The 17,019-nt window shown below is 61.8% G+C and carries 23 protein-coding genes; 15 read left to right on the forward strand and 8 right to left on the reverse strand.

Going from position 1 to position 17,019, the window contains the following annotated elements:
• Positions 1 to 7: 7 nt before the first annotated feature.
• From ACKN61_RS23325 to ACKN61_RS23335, 3 genes are all read right to left on the reverse strand, one after another.
• Positions 8 to 469: a recombinase family protein gene (locus ACKN61_RS23325; protein ID WP_408951448.1), complete on the reverse strand. Its 462-nt coding sequence runs from the start codon at positions 467 to 469 to the stop codon at positions 8 to 10.
• Positions 459 to 944 (reverse strand): DUF2924 domain-containing protein, encoded by a 486-nt coding sequence (locus ACKN61_RS23330; protein ID WP_408951449.1) that lies wholly within the window; start codon positions 942 to 944, stop codon positions 459 to 461. The genes ACKN61_RS23325 and ACKN61_RS23330 overlap by 11 nt, the downstream gene beginning before the upstream one ends.
• 182 nt (positions 945 to 1,126) lie before the next feature.
• Positions 1,127 to 2,035 (reverse strand): hypothetical protein, encoded by a 909-nt coding sequence (locus ACKN61_RS23335; protein WP_408951450.1) that lies wholly within the window; start codon positions 2,033 to 2,035, stop codon positions 1,127 to 1,129.
• A 560-nt stretch (positions 2,036 to 2,595) separates the two neighbouring features.
• Between ACKN61_RS23335 and ACKN61_RS23340 the strand changes: the two genes are divergently transcribed.
• From ACKN61_RS23340 to ACKN61_RS23400, 13 genes are read left to right on the forward strand one after another with little or no spacing between them, the layout of a single operon-like run.
• Entirely contained in the window at positions 2,596 to 2,808 is a 213-nt protein-coding gene (locus ACKN61_RS23340) for a helix-turn-helix transcriptional regulator (protein ID WP_408951451.1), read from the forward strand.
• Positions 2,805 to 3,275: a hypothetical protein gene (locus tag ACKN61_RS23345; RefSeq protein WP_408951452.1), complete on the forward strand. Its 471-nt coding sequence runs from the start codon at positions 2,805 to 2,807 to the stop codon at positions 3,273 to 3,275. The genes ACKN61_RS23340 and ACKN61_RS23345 overlap by 4 nt, the downstream gene beginning before the upstream one ends.
• Complete coding sequence (locus ACKN61_RS23350) at positions 3,272 to 4,102, forward strand: ATP-binding protein (RefSeq protein WP_408951453.1); 831 nt, start codon at positions 3,272 to 3,274, stop codon at positions 4,100 to 4,102. The genes ACKN61_RS23345 and ACKN61_RS23350 overlap by 4 nt, the downstream gene beginning before the upstream one ends.
• 14 nt (positions 4,103 to 4,116) lie before the next feature.
• Positions 4,117 to 4,740, forward strand: coding sequence for a hypothetical protein (locus ACKN61_RS23355; RefSeq protein ID WP_408951454.1), 624 nt, complete (start codon positions 4,117 to 4,119; stop codon positions 4,738 to 4,740).
• Between the two features lie 11 nt (positions 4,741 to 4,751).
• The gene (locus ACKN61_RS23360; RefSeq protein ID WP_408951455.1) at positions 4,752 to 5,204 is read left to right on the forward strand and encodes a hypothetical protein; all 453 of its coding nucleotides are present in this window, start codon (positions 4,752 to 4,754) and stop codon (positions 5,202 to 5,204) included.
• The gene (locus ACKN61_RS23365) at positions 5,201 to 5,617 is read left to right on the forward strand and encodes a DUF6511 domain-containing protein (RefSeq protein ID WP_408951456.1); all 417 of its coding nucleotides are present in this window, start codon (positions 5,201 to 5,203) and stop codon (positions 5,615 to 5,617) included. The genes ACKN61_RS23360 and ACKN61_RS23365 overlap by 4 nt, the downstream gene beginning before the upstream one ends.
• A gap of 21 nt (positions 5,618 to 5,638) precedes the next feature.
• Positions 5,639 to 6,388 (forward strand): PD-(D/E)XK nuclease family protein, encoded by a 750-nt coding sequence (locus tag ACKN61_RS23370; RefSeq protein WP_408951457.1) that lies wholly within the window; start codon positions 5,639 to 5,641, stop codon positions 6,386 to 6,388.
• A gap of 12 nt (positions 6,389 to 6,400) precedes the next feature.
• Positions 6,401 to 7,288, forward strand: a complete 888-nt coding sequence (locus ACKN61_RS23375; RefSeq protein ID WP_408951458.1) for a hypothetical protein — start codon at positions 6,401 to 6,403, stop codon at positions 7,286 to 7,288.
• Positions 7,285 to 8,133, forward strand: coding sequence for a ParB/RepB/Spo0J family partition protein (locus tag ACKN61_RS23380; RefSeq protein ID WP_408951459.1), 849 nt, complete (start codon positions 7,285 to 7,287; stop codon positions 8,131 to 8,133). Before ACKN61_RS23375 ends, ACKN61_RS23380 begins: the two co-directional genes overlap by 4 nt.
• Entirely contained in the window at positions 8,130 to 10,427 is a 2,298-nt protein-coding gene (locus ACKN61_RS23385) for a phage/plasmid primase, P4 family (RefSeq protein ID WP_408951460.1), read from the forward strand. The genes ACKN61_RS23380 and ACKN61_RS23385 overlap by 4 nt, the downstream gene beginning before the upstream one ends.
• A complete protein-coding gene (locus ACKN61_RS23390; RefSeq protein ID WP_408951461.1) occupies positions 10,420 to 11,022 on the forward strand; it encodes a crossover junction endodeoxyribonuclease RuvC in 603 nt (200 codons plus the stop codon). Before ACKN61_RS23385 ends, ACKN61_RS23390 begins: the two co-directional genes overlap by 8 nt.
• Positions 11,019 to 11,228 carry a hypothetical protein gene (locus tag ACKN61_RS23395; protein ID WP_408951462.1) on the forward strand — a complete coding sequence of 70 codons (210 nt, stop codon included), beginning with the start codon at positions 11,019 to 11,021 and terminating at the stop codon, positions 11,226 to 11,228. The genes ACKN61_RS23390 and ACKN61_RS23395 overlap by 4 nt, the downstream gene beginning before the upstream one ends.
• A complete protein-coding gene (locus ACKN61_RS23400; RefSeq protein WP_408951463.1) occupies positions 11,221 to 11,646 on the forward strand; it encodes a DUF6362 family protein in 426 nt (141 codons plus the stop codon). Before ACKN61_RS23395 ends, ACKN61_RS23400 begins: the two co-directional genes overlap by 8 nt.
• Positions 11,647 to 11,757: 111 nt before the next feature.
• On the opposite strand, the gene ACKN61_RS23405 is transcribed toward ACKN61_RS23400, so the two are convergent.
• The 4 genes from ACKN61_RS23405 to ACKN61_RS23420 form a co-directional block, all read right to left on the reverse strand.
• A complete protein-coding gene (locus tag ACKN61_RS23405) occupies positions 11,758 to 12,012 on the reverse strand; it encodes a hypothetical protein (protein WP_408951464.1) in 255 nt (84 codons plus the stop codon).
• A gap of 293 nt (positions 12,013 to 12,305) precedes the next feature.
• Positions 12,306 to 12,545: a hypothetical protein gene (locus tag ACKN61_RS23410; protein WP_408951465.1), complete on the reverse strand. Its 240-nt coding sequence runs from the start codon at positions 12,543 to 12,545 to the stop codon at positions 12,306 to 12,308.
• Between the two features lie 92 nt (positions 12,546 to 12,637).
• Positions 12,638 to 12,919 (reverse strand): hypothetical protein, encoded by a 282-nt coding sequence (locus tag ACKN61_RS23415; protein WP_408951466.1) that lies wholly within the window; start codon positions 12,917 to 12,919, stop codon positions 12,638 to 12,640.
• A gap of 114 nt (positions 12,920 to 13,033) precedes the next feature.
• Entirely contained in the window at positions 13,034 to 13,267 is a 234-nt protein-coding gene (locus ACKN61_RS23420; protein ID WP_408951467.1) for a hypothetical protein, read from the reverse strand.
• 934 nt (positions 13,268 to 14,201) lie between these two features.
• Here ACKN61_RS23420 and ACKN61_RS23425 point away from each other — a divergent pair.
• Entirely contained in the window at positions 14,202 to 15,458 is a 1,257-nt protein-coding gene (locus ACKN61_RS23425; RefSeq protein ID WP_408951468.1) for a site-specific DNA-methyltransferase, read from the forward strand.
• Between the two features lie 23 nt (positions 15,459 to 15,481).
• A complete protein-coding gene (locus tag ACKN61_RS23430; protein ID WP_408951469.1) occupies positions 15,482 to 16,492 on the forward strand; it encodes a DNA cytosine methyltransferase in 1,011 nt (336 codons plus the stop codon).
• Positions 16,493 to 16,528: 36 nt separating this feature from the next.
• Here ACKN61_RS23430 and ACKN61_RS23435 read toward each other — a convergent pair whose 3' ends face one another.
• Positions 16,529 to 16,849 carry a hypothetical protein gene (locus ACKN61_RS23435; protein WP_408951470.1) on the reverse strand — a complete coding sequence of 107 codons (321 nt, stop codon included), beginning with the start codon at positions 16,847 to 16,849 and terminating at the stop codon, positions 16,529 to 16,531.
• Positions 16,850 to 17,019: the final 170 nt, after the last annotated feature.

Consider the following 17,019-nt stretch of genomic DNA (forward strand, 5'->3'; position numbering starts at 1 on the left):
AATGTCCTCAAGGTGTGCTGATTCGCAGCGCCGACAAGGCGCGCACGAACCAGGAAGATGTGGGGGCGTGCCGCGATGCGGTGCCATCGGATTCGATAGCTGTTTCTGATCCGCTCTTGGTTGCGGCGGGCTCGATTCGCGCTGCAACAATCAGCGGAATACCGGCGGCCTGGAATCGGACTCGGAGCCGAAGATCGTCCATGTACGACCGAGTGAGCCGATCATGCGACGCCACGATAATCGCCCGAACAAACCCCGCGTCTACATGCTGAAGCAGCGTTTGTAGCGCAGGGCGTCGCATTGTAGATCCCGCCATGCCGTCGTCGCAGTAGGTAACCGTCGCAGGTTCGCCCAACTCCACTTCGGCCGAGCGTTGTGCCGCAGCATACTGCTGCATGATTGCGCCGGGATCTTGTACATCCGAACGCGCATAGATCACTACGCTACCGGCCTTTTTCTCATAGGTCATTACCTACTCCCTTCTTGCTCGCCTGATTTCTTAACCCGAAGAACGCCGGACCCGACCAACGTGTCCCAGTAATTTCCCGCGCCACTTTCGACAAGCTGCTGAACTGTTGCCCTTGGTACTCGAACAGCCCCCCGGCGAGCACAACCACGCGATGGATATGGCCGTTGTGGACGCGGGTCAGCACGGTCCCGAGCAGCGGCGCCGCTCGCACTGGGCGGCGGCTCACACGTCCCGTTTCCAGCAGCTGACTGATTCGCCGCGAGTTGTCATCGATCAACCCTGGATGCGATAGTCGATACGCGTCTTCTTGAATGCGATGCGCCAGACGCCGGACCACGTAGCGTCGGTTGTTTATTCCCGGCGGCTCACCAAACAGCGCGATCCATCGAGTTCTCAGTTGATTCCAGGGCAGATCGGGCAACGCTGCGATCTGCCCTGCGATGGATGCTGTCTCTTTCAAAGATTGCGATGTCACGCTAGCCTCCAGGGCTCTCTAAGGTGTTGACATACACCCTCGGGTGGCCCGGCTTATCAAGTCCAACTTTCGGAGAAAGGCTCTCCGCAGTTTTCGGCCGTGCACGCAGCCTGATCAAGGCGCTTGCGATCAATTCCGCTACTACCTCGACATGATCGTCTGTTGCTCTGACTCGACTCGGACTATCCCTCATCCGATGTACCTTCTCTCTTCGCAGGCACGACTTCTTTACGAATCCACACCTCGCCGCTTTTGTAATCAATGAATCGGAAGAACTCCGGCTTCATTAGCTGATGAAGACTCGTGTATTTCCCGCGATACTTAGATCGACGCAGAAGCCAGTCAGTACTCGCTCGTTTCATTCCGCGCCCGTGTGCATCCGCCAACGCACGAAAGAAGCGACGCTGCCCACGGCGAAGGAGAAGTTCTTCATCGCCCAAAATGAGACGATCCGCGTTGTAAGTAAGACGAAACCACAGCGGGGGAGGCTTTGAAACCACATCAACCAAGTGCTCCACATTGAGCCAGAGCCCTTCCGTCTCCAGCTTCGCCACACTCAACAACGGCACGACAAACCGATCGGGCTCAACGAGGTCGCCGTCGTGGAGCGTGGATGTCGTAAGCACGAGCTGCCGGACCCCGTTCTCCGAGCGCAGCACTTCGGAAATTTCGTCATAGTTGACATGCAAACCGCACCGGAGGAGGTAGACGGGAATACGCCCGGCCTTGGTCTTGATATGGGCCAGTCGCCACAATCTGTTCTCGATCAACACGGTCGGCGCGTGATCGGCGGCGGCCATCTGCTGAGTCAACGCATTGGGTAGCCATTCGTGATTGATCTGGACCGATTGGAACGCCATACCGAGCTCCACATCGGAGCCGCACTCGGTACAACGCAGACCATGATCACCATGGGAATAACTCTGTCTCGCATCGCCGCGGCGACAATTCATGCACGTCACTCGTATAGCTCGCCTGGGCGTGCTCAATGCACCCAGCACAAGTAGGTTGTTGGTCCCTTCGTTTTCGTCAACGGGCATGAGGGCATCCACCGGTTCGCGTTCGAACCAGCGCAAAAATCGTTTGAACACAACAGAACGTCCTTCAGAGAATCGCGGGCAAAGACTGTCCGTCAAGCCGTAAACGGCTTGCTGACGAAGCTCTCAGCAGTTGGAATCAGCGGATCGGCGAAGCCGACGTCGCTGGGCATCCGTGTTGTACGCAGTCAATGGCTATATCGAGTGCGAGTACGCGATCAACGCAATCCGGAATGCCGAATTGCGATATCAGGAGGCGATTGATGGACCTGCCTGCAGAGGGGTGCGGCAATGCCGCATGGTGAAACATTCCGTTGTTCATGGGGTGGTCGCCTTCGACCAGTACTTGCTTGCAGTGTTTGCTGAACGAAGCCTATGCGGCTTCCTGGCTGTGCGCAATATCACACACGCGACTATTTCGCTCGCGAGACTGATTCGAGGACCGCGATTCATCATCCGTTTGGATAGAGGCAGGGTCGAGCTAGGAATCGGCCTCGATTCCTAGCTGTTTCTAGCTGATTTCTAGCTGCTTTCCCTCTTTCGCAGCTAGCCACTTTGAGACGACGCTTCTCCACGGCACGCGTGTGCCGATGCATGAGAGAGGAGTCATTACCTTGAGCAGTACCCACCTTTCCACCGACCAGCTCGCCGCGCGCTGGGAGGTCACCGTCGATACGATCGAACGATGGCGGTCCGAGGGCATTGGCCCGCGCTTCTTGAAAGTGACGCGCGCCATCCGCTATCGCCTCAGTGATATCGAAGCCTTCGAAGAACTGTCCGTGCGGTCCCCGCAAGACGCTGCTGCCTCTTCGGGGGCGCACGGATGAGCCTGTTGCAACGCTGTGTAGACCGGCCTGCCACCGAGCTGGCCGGGTATGCTCCGGAACTACTACTCGATCTGAAACACGAAGCATCCGTGGCATTGGCCACGGCCAAGGCGCACTTCGACTTGGTCGATCGCGCCTTGGATTTGAAGTACAGCCGGCTCGCCCTGGCGCAGCGATTGGCTGCAGGAAAGGACACTGGCACCGTCACGTTCGATGACGGTCCGATCCGGGTTAGTGTCGAGTTGCCGAAGAAGGTTGAATGGAACCAGGCCGCACTCGCGTGCATCGTCGATCGCATCCGGGCTGCAGGCGAGAACCCAGCCGAGTTCGTTGAGATCACCTATAAGGTAAACGAGGCCAGATACGGCGCTTGGCCGGCGTCCGTGCGGTCCTCGTTCGAGCCCGCCCGAACGCTCAAGACCGGCAAGCCGAGCTTCCGACTGTCGGTACTCGGGGAGTCCCCATGAGCGGGCTGCCGATCATCACCGCCAACCAGCGACTGGCAGAGTCGCGCGGCGTCAAAGGCGTCCTCGTCGGTCGCTGGGGCCTAGGTAAGACCTACCAGCTGTGGACCCTCGATCCGTCCAGCACCTTGTTTATCGACATCGAGGCCGGCGACCTAGCCGTGATGGAGTGGCCGGGCGACAGCCTGCGTCCCCGCACCTGGGAAGAATGCCGCGATATCGCCGTCCTCGTCGGCGGCCCGAACCCGGCGCTTCGCGACGGCCAATCCTTCAGTCAGTGGCATTTCAATGAAGCACGTCAGCGATTCGGCGATCCGGAGAAGCTGACCAAGTACCGCACCCTCTTCATCGACTCGATCACGGTCGCCGGCCGGTTGTGTCTGCAATGGTGCAAGGGCCAACCGCAGGCGTTCTCCGACCGGACGAACAAACCTGATACCCGTGGTGCCTATGGCCTGATGGGTCAGGAAATGGTCGCGTGGCTCACCCATATCCAGCACAGCCGCGGGAAGCACGTCTGGTTCGTCGGCATCCTCGACGAACGGAGCGATGACTTCAATCGCAAAGTCTACGAGCTGCAGATCGACGGCTCCAAGACCGGCCTGGAGTTGCCTGGCATCGTCGATGAGGTGATCACGCTGGCGGAAATCACCACCGGCGACGCCCCCCCGTACCGCGCGTTCGTCTGCCACACCGCCAACCCCTGGGGCTTCCCCGCCAAAGACAGATCCGGCCGCCTCGACATGGTCGAGCCCCCGGACCTGGGCCAGCTCATGCGAAAGCTCGGCGCCGCCGAAGCCGCCGCCCCGACCGACCCCACCGCCTACTGATTTACAGGAACCGCATGTCCAATTGGAACAACTTCAACGACGCCGAGAGTCCGGCGTTCTCGCTCATCCCGAAGGGCACCTTAGCTAAGGTCCGCATGACCCTGAAGCCCGGGGGCTACAACGACCCTAGCCAGGGGTGGCTGCATGGCTGGGCCACGCGCGGCGATACGGGCTCGATCTACCTCAGCGCCGAGTTCGTCGTGCTGGAAGGCAAATACGCACGACACAAGCTGTGGTCGAAGATCGGCCTGTCCAGCGTCAAGGGTACTTCGACCTGGGGGCAGATGGGACGCAGCTTCATCAAGGGCGCACTGAACTCCGCATTCGGCCTGCATCCGGACGACGAAAGCGCAACGGCACAGGCGGGCCGATGCATCGAAAGCTTCGGCGACCTCGACGGCCTGGTCTTCGTCGGCAAGGTGGACTGGGAGAAGGACCTCCAAAACGAGGACAGAGCTGTTATCAAGATCCCGATCATGCCCGATCACCCCCAATACAAAGAGCTCATGGGGGCAGCGACATCGGCATCGGTCGCCCGTGCCGCGCACCGCGCGCAGGTACCGGCTCACATCGCGCACACGGCGCAGCCCCCGGCCGCCGCGCAGTCGGTTGCCGGTCGCCCCGCGTGGGCGCAGTGAGGACGAAACTAATGCTCCCGACCTTAGGTGAAATCGAAAGGCTTCGTCGTCTACTTGACGTGATTGACAGCGTAATTCTGGCATGCGAGTCAGAGAAGGTGATTCCCGTATCGGCCAATGTGATCGCCGAAAGAGTCGTCGTCGCCCTGGGAAGCACACATTCATCCGGCCAGATGATCCAAGCCCGGACCGAACTTTGTCGTGACCTTGCGCAGCTGAAGCTGGCATCGACCTTTGAACCGAACTTCGTCACCAGGCCTGTATTTGAATGCGCGACACAGACGCTCTGTTTGGTCCCGAGAACGTCCGGGAAATACCCAGACTATGTGAATGCACATGATCTGAGCGACAGTGAAGCCGCATACCTCTACTACGCCCTAGAGGAAACCGCCGACTGCTACTTGAACATGGCTCGTCCATTCAAAGAGCGATGTGAGAGGGACTCCTCCGATTCAACCCGATGACGCCCTGCTGGGGCTGTGGTCGAGCCGCGCGGGGTCTTGGCCACCTGGACGTGCGCCGTAGGATCGGTGATCCGCGGCGCGCGCCATACCGATGGGCGTTCTGCACGACCACCTGCCAGGACGCCTTCCACCAACTCTACGACACCCGACGCCGGAGCGATCCGGCGGCGCTGGAGGACCTATTGCCTGTGACCCACCCACTATCCCATGACGTACAGCGCGCATGCATACAAGCGTTTGCATCCGTAGTCGATGGCATCGGTTACGACGTTCCGCTCGGTCACTACAACCAAACGCAAGCAACGCAAGTCATTGAAGCGATTACCCAAGCCTACGAAGTGTCGATTCGCTCGCAATCGAATCCCCGCTCACGGCGAACGGATGGTTTCGAAGATGAGGAAATTCCATTTTGACGATGCGGCGATCAGAACCCCATGCTCGATTTCAACACGCATGACTTGTCGGATCATCTCGGTACGCTCGTCGATGCCGCAATGGAGCGCGAGGCCGCTCTCCATCCTCCGCGTACGTACCTGGGCGCTTCCAGCCTCGGCGAGGACTGCGCCCGCCGACTGCAGTTCCAGTACTTCAATGCCCCCAAAGACGTCGGCCGTCATTTTCCCGGCCGATTGCTGCGTGTGTTCGCACGTGGCCATCGTGTTGAGGACTGGATGGCCGAATGGCTGCGCTTGGCCGGCTTCGAGTTGCGCACGCGCAACGAGAAAGACGAACAGTTCGGATTCGCCACGGCTGAAGGCCGCGTACGCGGCCATGCCGATGGCGTGGTCGTCGCCGGCCCCGACAGCTTTAGCTATCCGATGCTCTGGGAGTGCAAATGCGTTGGCAATAAGACCTTCCGCGAGTTGCAGAAGAAGAAGCTAGCCGCCAGTCGACCAGTCTATGCCGCTCAGGTCGCTCTTTATCAGGCGTACCTCGGGCTGCATGAACACCCTGCGCTGTTCACGGCGATCTGCGCCGACAACATGGAGATCTACGCCGAGCGTGTGGTGTTCGATCGAGGGCTGGCGCAGCGCGCGTCCGACCGTGCCGTCCAGATTCTGCGCGCCTGCGATGCGGCCGAACTACTGCCCCGCATTTCCACCACACCCACTCACCAGACCTGTCGCGATTGCCCCTGGCAAGACCGCTGCTGGGCTTTGCCCTTCTCCCCTACGTCCCACTAATCGAGAAACACCATGATTGGCGACAATCTCCCCCTTCCCGGATCGACCGATACCGATTTGTCGTCGGCAATCGCGGCGCTCCCGGACTGCGTGCAGTACCAAATCCACGACGTGCTGATAACGCCTGTGCTCGCATCCACATGGCTGCGGCGCAACGAGGCCAATCGAAAGCTTCGACAACGCGCGGTGGCCCAGTACGTTAACGACATTCAACGAGGTGCATGGAAACCGACTGGCGAGACGATCAAGTTCAGCACGACCGGTCGCTTGCTGGACGGTCAGCACCGCTTGGCGGCGATTGTCGCGTCCGGTGTGGCCGTCCGCATGTGTGTGGCCACTGGCTTGGACAACAGCGCCTTCGACGTTATCGACACAGGCCGGTCGCGCACCGGTGCGGATGTGCTGGTCATCGAGGGCGTTGGCCTACGGGAGTCCACGATTGTTTCGGCCGCTATGCCCTTGATCCTGAACTACCAACGTGGCTTGGTGCCGCACAGTCGAACACGCTATCCGAATCAAGAGCTGATCGAGACCTGGAACACGCAGGCAACGATCCGGCGCAGCAGCCAGTTTGTCGCCAAGCTCCCCAGGAGGGTCATGCCGATCCCTCATTCGAAGGCGCTATTCCTGCACTGGGCGTTTTGCCAGCGCGACATTGCTGCCGCCGACGAGTTCATCGAACGGTTGTTTACCGGAGAGCACCTCGGTAAGTCCGAACCGCTGTACCACTTTCGACAGCGTTTGCTGCAACTGCGCATGGAAGGCCAGTCCATCCCGGACACCGTGGTGCTGCACGCTGGCATCAAAGCTTGGAACGCGACTCGTACTCGACGTTCCTACGGGAATTGGCGGCCGGTGTTCCCGCGCTCCGACGAAACCTTCCCGGAGATCGGACGATGAGCCTGCCGTTCCACCCGCTGTGCTTGGCCTTGCCGGACATGTCCTCGGAGGCGTTCAAGGCCTTGGTCGAAGACGTTCGTCGCAACGGGCAACTGCGGGATATCGTCTTGCATGAAGGGATGATCCTCGACGGCCGACATCGCTATCGCGCCTGCTTGGAGTGCGGAACCGAGCCGCGCATGGTCGAGTTCAGCGGCGGCGATCCCATCGCGTTCGTGATCAGTGAGAACGTGGCACGCCGGCACTTGAGCGAATCTCAGCGCGCGATGGTCGCCGCACACCTAGCGAGCCTTGAGAAGGGGCAAACCCTGAGATCGGCAAATTTGCCGATCTCACCCGTTACCCAGCCGCAAGCCGCTGAAATGCTTGGGGTTTCGGAAAGGACTGTTCGGAAAGCTCAGGACGTTCGCAAATCCGGTACGCCGACGTTGGTAACGAAGGTTGAGGCCGGGGACATCACGGTAAGCGAGGCCGCGAAGATTGCGTCATTGGGCCCCAAGTCTCAGGACCGCATCGTCCAGATCGAGGATAAGCGCGAGCGCCAGTATGAGCTGACTCGGGCACTCAACATCAGCCAAGGTCGGAAACACCACAGTCCACGCACGGATTTCATCGAGCCGGTGAAACAGTCTGCCTGGCTGGTGACTTTCATGGCGCGTCTGGAGAGCCTCATCCAATGCGCAGCGGACGCAGGCATCGAACCGAGCACTCTTCTGCACCGCCTCCTTGCCGAGGCGGATTGGAAGGACCCCCGCTTCGCGGAGCGCTATGGCAGGGCGGCCCCGTGGATGATCGCCCTGGGCGAACTGCCGGACACAGTAGATGTGCAAAGGCGGTCGGCATGATCGACTTCAACGATGCCGGTCCGCCACCGGAGCAGACGCAACGACCTGAGCGCCCCTCTCGCGATGAGGTCAGGGTGCTGCTGATGCAGCGCCTGGACGGCGTGCTCCACTCGTTGTACCCCGATGGCCGTGTTCGCCGCGGCAAGTTCAACATCGGTGATGTCCAGGGCGCTGCCGGTGACAGCCTTGAAATTGCCATGAGCGGCGAGAGAGCCGGTCTGTGGATCGATCACGCTACAGGCCAAGGTGGTGATCTGTTCGATTTGATCGCGGCGCAAGCCGGGCTTGATGCGCGCCACGGCTTCGCCGCGGTGCTTGATCGTGCTTCTGAACTGGTCGGCCATGTGCCGGTGCCGTCTGCCGGCCCGCAGCCCAAGAAGCGGCGGTCCGAACCGGTGCTGGACGATCTCGGCCCGCATACCGCTCGCTGGGACTACCTGAGCGCCGACGGTGAGTTGATTGCGTGCGTCTATCGCTACGATCCACCCGAGGGCAAGCAGTACCGACCCTGGGACGCAAAGCGACGCAAGCACCAGGCGCCGACACCACGGCCCCTCTATAACCAGCCCGGCGTCGCGGCGGCGACCGAGGTCGTCCTAGTCGAAGGTGAGAAATCGGCCGATGCGTTGATCGAGCGGGGCGTCTGCGCCACGACCTCGATGAACGGCGCGAACGCACCGATCGATAAGACCGACTGGGCACCGCTGTGCGGCAAACATGTGCTGATTTGGCCCGATAAGGACAAGCCCGGTTGGGAGTACGCGACGCAAGCGGCGCAGGCGGCGTTCAAGGCCGGCGCCGACTCGTGCGCGCTACTGCACTTGCCCGACGATAAACCGCCGGGATGGGACGCCGCCGACGCCGCCGAGGACGGCTTCGACATCGACGGGTTCCTGCGCGCGGGCGAACGCACCTTTCTGTCGCCCGGGAATGACGACGTCCCGCCTCCGATCGACTTCGAGGGTCTGGACTGGAGCAGCGACGACGGCCTCGGCCTGGCCTTCACCCGCCGCTATGCCGACGACTGGCGCTACTGCGCGGCCTGGGGCCAGTGGCTGAGCTGGACCGGCACGCGCTGGAACCCGGATCGGACCCTGGTTCTGCAGCACCTGGTGCGAGGCGTCTGTCGTGCGGCGCAAGCGTTTGCCGACAAGCCCACGCAGCGTTCCAAGCTGGCGTCGGCTTCGACCGTGGGCGGCGTTGAGCGCCTGGCACGCAGCGACCCGCGCCATGCCTCGTTGGCTGACGACTGGGACAGTGACCTGTGGGCGCTGAACACGCCGAGGGGGATCGTGGATCTGCGGTCCGGCGCGCTGCGCCGGCATGCCCGCGGCGAGCACATGACCAAGCTGTCCACCGCCAGCCCGCAAGGCGATTGTCCGATATGGCGGCGCTTTCTGGACGATGTGACCGGCGGCGACGCCGATTTGGCGGCGTACCTGCAGCGTGTCGTCGGCTACTGCCTGACCGGCGTCACTCGCGAGCATGCGCTGTTCTTTCTTTACGGCACCGGGGCCAACGGCAAGTCTGTGTTTGTAAACGTGCTAGCGACGATCTTGGGCGACTATGCCACGAACGCACCGATGGACACGTTCATGGAGTCGCGCCACGACCGCCACCCGACCGAGTTGGCCGGTCTGCGCGGCGCGCGGTTCGTGGCAGCGAGCGAGACCGAGCAAGGCAGGCGCTGGAACGAATCGAAGCTCAAGTCCATCACCGGTGGCGATACGGTCAGCGCGCGCTTTATGCGCCAGGACTTCTTTGAATATACACCGCAGTTCAAGTTGGTCATCGCCGGCAACCACAAACCCGCGATTCGGAACGCCGATGAGGCGATGAAGCGCCGTCTGCACCTTGTTCCGTTCACAGTCACGATCCCGCCCGAGCGGCGCGACGGTCGTCTGACCGAGAAGCTGTTGGCCGAGCGAGACGGGATCATGGCGTGGGCGGTTGAAGGTTGCTTGCATTGGCAGCATGCCGGCCTGCGCGCGCCGCGCTGCGTCATCGAGGCAACCGAAGAGTATTTCGAGGGCGAGGACGCGCTCGGCAATTGGATCGAGGAGCGCTGCTACGTGCACGCACAGGCCAAAGCCATCACCGCTGACTTGTTCGCCGACTGGCGTGAGTGGGCCGAGAACAGCGGTGAGTTCGTCGGATCGATCAAGCGATTCTCCGACCTGCTCGTGACGCGGCAGTTTCAGAAGCACCGCGGCGGAAAGGGGGTCCGGCACTTCATCGGGATCAGCCTCAAACCTAAAACTTTTGCGCAATACGGAGGCGCCAGCCATGAATGAAATCAATCAGTTGCAGGCCGGGGTGACAAGGGAGGCAGGCATGCCGGTTCCCCCTTATGTGTGCGTGCGCGCGCACACACGCGCATTAACCGGCAACCCTGGCACCCTCGTCACCCCGCTCGGCAATGACCTTGCTCCGACGCTTCTTGCCCTGGACCTGGGCACAACGTTGGGCTGGGCGTTGCGTTTGTCTGGGCAGGCCATGAGCGGCACCGAGCACTTCAAGGTCGGCCGCTTCGAAGGCGGCGGCATGCGTTACCTGCGCTTCGTCCGCTGGCTCGATGAACTGTGGCGCTTTGCCGGTCCGCCCTCGGCACTCTACTTCGAGGAGGTGCGCCGACACCGGGGCGTCGATGCCGCTCACGTCTACGGCGGCTTCCTGGCGCAGCTCACCGCGTGGTGCGAGCGCCATGGGGTTCCGTACCAGGGCGTCCCGGTCGGCACGATCAAGAAGTTCGCCACGGGCAAAGGCAATGCCGACAAAGCGGCGATGATCGAAGCGGCGAAGCGGTGGGGCCACCGGCCCGCCGACGACAACGAAGCCGATGCCCTTGCGCTGCTGTGTTGGGCCATCGCGCAGGAGACGAAGGCATGATCGCGTCCGAGTTCCGATATCGCTCGCCGCTGGGGCGCTTCGTGCCGCAGACGCTGGATCTGGACCGGGTCAAACGCGAGGGCTGGCGCGAGCAAGGCCTGCTCGTCGTGTCGGCCCAGGACGCGCGCTTGGACTGGGTGGAGCGGCAGCTGCTGAGCCAGATTGCCGAGCGCCTGTACGGGAAGCGGGAGAAGGCGCATGGCTGAGTGGACCGTGCAGAAAGTCGCCGATCAATTCCAGGAGGCGGCAATCACCGCTCGCCGGCTGCCGGCGGCCAAGGTGCAGGGCTATGCGTCTTACTGGCCGGATATCCAGCGGCAGTCGTGGGAAGGCTATGCCGACGAGCGCATCGTCCTGCGTTTTGCTGCGTCACCCGCTGCGATCGACCGGTTCGGCCAGACCGTACGTTGGCTGCGGTGGCTGGATGAGGAGCAGCGCCGCTTGGTCTGGCTGAGAGCGCAGTACGTTCCGTGGCGCGAGGTCTGCGCCCGTACTGGCTTGATCCGCAAGACGGCGTGGCGCCACTGGCAGCACGCCCTGGTCCTGGTCACCGTCCACCTCAACGGGCCACTACCCCGTATGGCAGAAGCAAAATCGAACCAATTTGAACTGGCAGGCGACTGAGTTTCGGCTCCCGCCTGCTTAAACCGGCGTAAACCGGCATAACCGGAAGTTGGGCATGTCCCAACTTCCCCGGTTTTGCCCTAGCCTAGTCGGCATGCTGAGCACGGTGTGTCAGGACAACCAATCGACACGTCGGGTCAGTCCGGACTTCAAGCCAAAGGTCGCAAGCCGAATAGCGAGGTTAGTCGGCGCGTCCAGACCATCGGTTTCGAACGTCAGAACGGCATCCGATCTGGATTGACGCTCAATCGATACGTTCCTGACTTCAGGCAGACGGGCCAGCGCCATCGCCGCTAACTCGCCAATCGGCAAGGTAAGGTGTGGTCCCGAGGACGGCTTAATCACGAAGAGGAGATGTTTCGTCATCCGACTTAGACTCCGACGGCCCACTCACATCTTCCTACCTTCACGAAGTGCACGGGAACCGTTGGTCCCCCAGATTGCTCCGTCGGTGCTGGTCGTGGCGCATCTCAATGGGCCGCTGCCGCGCTTTGCTCAGGCCGTCACCGGCGGTCTCGGAGGCGAAATCGAGATGACTTTGTGCCGTTGGGGGCAATTGGGGGTGATTGGGGGCTAATGCGAAAACCGGGGGTGTCCCAAAATCCCCGGTTTTACCCTAGCCTAGTCGGCATGCTGATCGTGGTCTGTCGGGGGACGCATCACTCAGCACGGGTCAGCCCGAAGTGTTTAAGAGCTTGCTCTGGCACTTCTGGCTGCCCCTCCCCGAACCACTCAAACGCCATTTCCACCACCGTCATCCCCGGATCGCCGTCCACTCGCACCATCCTTGCCGAGCGGATGCCTGGGACACCATTCATGGCAGCGACGGCCAGTTCGTGCAGCGGCACTGCCGCCATCGCGACGGCCCAGTTCCTGCGAAGCTTGATCGACGTCTGCATGGCCCATCCAATGCTGGTGGTGAAGTACGCAGGCGGAGCCGCCGGGAGCGAATGCAACGGCTAGCCATGCCCAGAAACTCTGAACTTCTAGCCTAGGCCGTCAGCGAATCGTAATGCGCCACCGCAGTCGCACTTAGGTCCTTATAGCGCACCCACACCAATCCGAACGTTTCCAGCGTGCTGGCGAAGGTTGAAGAAGGACACGATGAAGATGTCCAGAAGCTCAGCTCCGCGGATGTTCTGGTTTGGTGAGTGACTTGGATGCCCTCAATATCGGGCATCCGGGTCAGCGCGAGCAAGGCGAGTTCTCCAATTGGAACCAACGTTAGAGCCCCATCTATCTTGCGCTTCACCGTCAGCAAATACCGGCTCATGACTGTACAGAATTTGAGAGACCAAGAAGCATACAAATCAGTGTGTGTACGCGTTGTAGAACATCCTGAACAAGCTGTCGCTTGGTGACTGCCCGCGCCGGAAGCCAGTTTCCTCTACTCAGCAGCGTAATCCTCTGAAGATAATCCGCGCTGGTTGAGGTGCTCCTCGATGAGGTCGAAGCGTGGATCTTTCCACGCAAACTCGATTCTCACTGCGCCGTCGCTCTCAAGCAGCACCGAGACCCCGGCAGCACCAGGCAATGCCTGTACCGCCGCCAGTGCGTCTTCTCGCAGAGCCTTCCTGGCGTGCTGGCGGGATGAAATCCGTCTCAGGATCAGCTTTGGCATAACAGTCCCCGTGCATCAACGTTTACACCGAAAGCGTAACAAGCGCGTAGGACAACCCAGTTGTCTAAGTCACACGGAAAGCGTGCAAACACGTGAGGCCGGTCATGAATCCTTACACGCGATCGAAATGCGTACGCAATGGCGCACTTGTTCAAACACGACTACGCCGCGACACAGCCGCCACATGCGGCAGGCCAACAGGCCGCCGCCGATCTCCCTCACCGCCTAATTACGCGGCCCACACGCGCCGACACGGCGCGGCCCTCGGCCAAAAAACGCGGGTCCTTCCCCTAGCATAAATCGGGCGGGGGGCCAAGCCGCGAAACCCCACTAGCGACAGAGGCGCGAGTTCGGTTTGCACCCAGTTTGGGGGCGCGAGTTCGCACCGCTCAGGAAGTCGCCAGCCGATACGTCGCGTCCCGACTTTCGACGGTTCCGGAGCCAGGTCGGCCATTCCTGCCCGCCTCTGTGAACTATTTACGCTGTTCATTTGACCTTGCGCGGCAGTTAACAGATCGGGCGTATAGTGATTTTGCGACCAGGCCATCGCGCTCCCCAGCGGCCTCCGGGCAGTCTGGACGCAGGGCGACCCATCTCGATTCGAGTCCCGGTGGGCCGCCCTTCTTTTAAGCCGTTTCGTGATGAGCGAAATCGAATCCCGCCAAGAAGGCCGAGTTCTGATCTGGGAAATCACCAGGGATTGGATTCGGCCCTAGGTCTGGCCAACCCGCGATCTCGATCGTTCGGACGATGGCAGACCCTGACGGCAGCGTCTCTACTGTGACGGAGACGATTAGTCCGTTAATCGGCAGCTGCCGGCGCACGATCTTAGGTAGTTCAGTCATGGCGCGAGCCCCGGAAGCCTCCTGACCATCCCTTTTACTCACTAGTCGTCCGCCTCGCTATTGCGAGGCGCCGGACGAAGAGCGCCCACTTGAGCCTTCAGATCGAACTGCGCCCGATCGAGGCGCTCATTCCGTTTGCGCGGAACGCAAGAACGCATTCCGACGCGCAGGTCGCGCAGATCGCGGCCAGCATCGTGGAATTCGGTTGGACCAATCCGATCCTGGTCGACGGTGCCAACGGCATCATCGCCGGCCACGGCCGGCTGCTGGCGGCGCGCCAGCTCAAACTCGCACAGGTGCCGGTGATCGAGCTGGCCCATTTGACTCCAGCGCAAAAGCGCGCCTACGTCATCGCCGACAACCGCCTGGCAGAGAACGCAGGGTGGGATGAGGAACTGCTGAAGTTGGAGTTGGCCGAGCTTCGCGACGCGGAGTTCGATCTGGACCTGTTGGGCTTCACTGACGACGAGCTGGACGAGCTGCTGATCGATGACCTGGCCGGACTGACGGACGACGACGAGGTGCCCGAGCCGGCCGAGCATCCGGTTTCCCGGCGCGGCGACGTCTGGATCTGCGGCAACCACAAGGTGCTATGCGGCGACGCCACCAGCACCGACGACTATGCCGCTTTACTCGGCGACGAGCTGGTGGATATGACGTTCACCGATCCGCCCTACAACGTCGACTACGCAAACAATCCGAAGGACAAGCTCCGCGGCAAGCATCGTCCAATCCTCAACGACAACCTCGGCTCCGACTTCGGCACCTTCCTGCAGGCCGCCTGCCAGCAAATCCTGACGGCGACCAAGGGCGCGGTCTACATGGCGATGTCCTCGTCCGAGTTGGACCGCTTGCAAGACGCCTTCCGCGCGGCCGGCGGTCGCTGGTCGACTTTCATCATTTGGGCCAAGAACAAGTTCACGATGGGCCATGCCGACTACCAGCGGCAATACGAGCCCATCCTCTACGGTTGGCGCGATGGCAATGACCGGTTCTGGTGCGGCGCGCGCGATCAGGGCGATGTCTGGTTCATCGACCGCACCAGCAAGAACGACCTGCATCCGACTATGAAGCCGGTAGCGCTGGTGGAGCGGGCTATTCGCAACAGCAGCAAGTCCCGCGATTTGATCCTCGATCCGTTCGGCGGCTCCGGCACGACGATGGTCGCCTGCGAGAAGACTGGTCGCCGCGCGCGATTGATCGAACTCGATCCGAAGTACGTCGATGTCATTGTCCGCCGCTGGCAAGACCACACGGGCCAAGCGGCCACCAGGCAATCGGATGGCGTCGCGTTCGAGGACGCGGCCCGCGATGCTGAGGCCGAAGCGAAGGCCGAACTCGCGTGACCCGGCCGGCGTACTACAACGAAATGGACCCTTACCTTTGCGAGTGGCTACGAAATCTAATCGCGGCTGACATCATTCCTTCCGGTGACGTCGATGACCGAGACATCCGATCTGTTTCCCCAGTTGACCTGCGCGGCTACGGCCAATGCCACTTCTTCGCCGGCATCGGCGGGTTCGCCTACGCCTGCCGGCTCGCGGGCTGGCCGGACGACAAGGAAATCTGGACCGGCGGGTTCCCCTGCCAGCCGTTCAGCGTTGCAGGCCGCCAGCGCGCTCAAGCGGACGACCGCCACCTCTGGCCGGAACTGCGCCGCCTTGTTGCATCGGCGCGACCCGCTCTATTCCTGGGTGAGAACGTTGCTGGCCTCATCCCGCTGGGTCTCGACGGAGTTCTTGCTGATCTGGAAGCCGAAGGCTACGCCAGCCGGGCGATTGTTGTTCCAGCTTGCGCCGTCAACGCCCCGCACCGACGCGACCGCGTCTGGATCGTCGGACGGAGTTTGGCCGACGCCGCTGCTGCCGAGCGGCGGGCGTACCGTGCCGGCGGGAACATCGCTGACCGGCACGATGCCGAATGGCCAGAAGCGAACGATCGACCTGCCGAATCTGGCGAAGAGAGTGTGGCCGACCGCGACGGCGAACGATCCGGAGAAGCGCGGCGACTTTGCGGCCGAGCGACGCAATGGCCTGCCGGGAGTGGTGAAGGCGGTCTGGAGCACGCCGCGCGCGAGCGACGGCGAGAAGGGCGGGCCGAATCAGCAGTTCGGCAGTGGGTCGACCCGACCGCTGACGGCGCAGGCGGTCTGGGCGACGCCGACAACGCGGGATCACAAAGACGCATCGAGCATTGGCAGCGCACCGGAGAATGGGATGCTTGGCAGACAAGTCAAACCCTCGCCGGTCGCCGGGTACCTGAATCCGGAATTCGTCTTCTGGCTGATGGGATATCCGCAAGAATTCCTAAGCTGCGCGCCGCCGGCAATGCGATTGTCCCGCAGGTTGCCGCCGAAATCCTCCGCGCCCTGCGCGGCTGACGTCGCGCCCGCCCGCGACGCCAGCGCCGTCCAGTCTCAGTCCGCGTCAGCGAGGCCGACGTAGCGTGCGTAGTCGTAGCCATCGGGCCGGATGTAGAGGGTCAGGCGGGCGGGCGCGCGTATCACGACGCATCGGTCGCCTAACCCTTTGAAGCTGGCGATCCAGTCCTGCGCCCGGCTCATATCGCAAACATAGGCATCGTACTCGGCGGCGGTCATCGTCTTAATCGCGTTGACGCTCACGCGCTCTTCTTCAATATGGTACCCGCTGTGCTCGCGCAAGATGCTGCGCAGGTTGGCAGGCTTGCGCGAGAATCGAACGGTGGCGGCATAGGGTCGGCAAATGGTGGCGGTCATGATGCGCTCCGTGGTTGGGGTGCGTCATGAACGCTTCCTTCGCGCGGGAAGCCAAGTCAGACCTCGCGTCTTCGCGCGGATAAATCGAACGCGTTAAGGCGTCGGACAAGAACGGCCGTTCTCAGAACGACAACGGCGCGCAAGATCTGCGCGCCGCGTCGGGATCAGTA

Source organism: Lysobacter sp. Hz25, from assembly GCF_046097045.1.
Classification (GTDB): domain Bacteria; phylum Pseudomonadota; class Gammaproteobacteria; order Xanthomonadales; family Xanthomonadaceae; genus Lysobacter; species Lysobacter antibioticus_B.

What these genes read in the sequence shown, in the direction of transcription:
- ACKN61_RS23415 (WP_408951466.1), bottom strand. Translation starts at nt 12,919, where the DNA reads ATGAGCCGGTATTTGCTGACGGTGAAGCGCAAGATAGATGGGGCTCTA.
- ACKN61_RS23325 (WP_408951448.1), bottom strand. Translation starts at nt 469, where the DNA reads ATGACCTATGAGAAAAAGGCCGGTAGCGTAGTGATCTATGCGCGTTCG.
- ACKN61_RS23380 (WP_408951459.1), top strand. Translation starts at nt 7,285, where the DNA reads ATGAGCCTGCCGTTCCACCCGCTGTGCTTGGCCTTGCCGGACATGTCC.
- ACKN61_RS23345 (WP_408951452.1), top strand. Translation starts at nt 2,805, where the DNA reads ATGAGCCTGTTGCAACGCTGTGTAGACCGGCCTGCCACCGAGCTGGCC.
- ACKN61_RS23350 (WP_408951453.1), top strand. Translation starts at nt 3,272, where the DNA reads ATGAGCGGGCTGCCGATCATCACCGCCAACCAGCGACTGGCAGAGTCG.
- ACKN61_RS23405 (WP_408951464.1), bottom strand. Translation starts at nt 12,012, where the DNA reads ATGACGAAACATCTCCTCTTCGTGATTAAGCCGTCCTCGGGACCACAC.
- ACKN61_RS23435 (WP_408951470.1), bottom strand. Translation starts at nt 16,849, where the DNA reads ATGACCGCCACCATTTGCCGACCCTATGCCGCCACCGTTCGATTCTCG.
- ACKN61_RS23385 (WP_408951460.1), top strand. Translation starts at nt 8,130, where the DNA reads ATGATCGACTTCAACGATGCCGGTCCGCCACCGGAGCAGACGCAACGA.
- ACKN61_RS23390 (WP_408951461.1), top strand. Translation starts at nt 10,420, where the DNA reads ATGAATGAAATCAATCAGTTGCAGGCCGGGGTGACAAGGGAGGCAGGC.
- ACKN61_RS23395 (WP_408951462.1), top strand. Translation starts at nt 11,019, where the DNA reads ATGATCGCGTCCGAGTTCCGATATCGCTCGCCGCTGGGGCGCTTCGTG.
- ACKN61_RS23400 (WP_408951463.1), top strand. Translation starts at nt 11,221, where the DNA reads ATGGCTGAGTGGACCGTGCAGAAAGTCGCCGATCAATTCCAGGAGGCG.
- ACKN61_RS23430 (WP_408951469.1), top strand. Translation starts at nt 15,482, where the DNA reads ATGGACCCTTACCTTTGCGAGTGGCTACGAAATCTAATCGCGGCTGAC.
- ACKN61_RS23370 (WP_408951457.1), top strand. Translation starts at nt 5,639, where the DNA reads ATGCTCGATTTCAACACGCATGACTTGTCGGATCATCTCGGTACGCTC.
- ACKN61_RS23360 (WP_408951455.1), top strand. Translation starts at nt 4,752, where the DNA reads ATGCTCCCGACCTTAGGTGAAATCGAAAGGCTTCGTCGTCTACTTGAC.
- ACKN61_RS23365 (WP_408951456.1), top strand. Translation starts at nt 5,201, where the DNA reads ATGACGCCCTGCTGGGGCTGTGGTCGAGCCGCGCGGGGTCTTGGCCAC.
- ACKN61_RS23375 (WP_408951458.1), top strand. Translation starts at nt 6,401, where the DNA reads ATGATTGGCGACAATCTCCCCCTTCCCGGATCGACCGATACCGATTTG.
- ACKN61_RS23410 (WP_408951465.1), bottom strand. Translation starts at nt 12,545, where the DNA reads ATGCAGACGTCGATCAAGCTTCGCAGGAACTGGGCCGTCGCGATGGCG.
- ACKN61_RS23355 (WP_408951454.1), top strand. Translation starts at nt 4,117, where the DNA reads ATGTCCAATTGGAACAACTTCAACGACGCCGAGAGTCCGGCGTTCTCG.
- ACKN61_RS23420 (WP_408951467.1), bottom strand. Translation starts at nt 13,267, where the DNA reads ATGCCAAAGCTGATCCTGAGACGGATTTCATCCCGCCAGCACGCCAGG.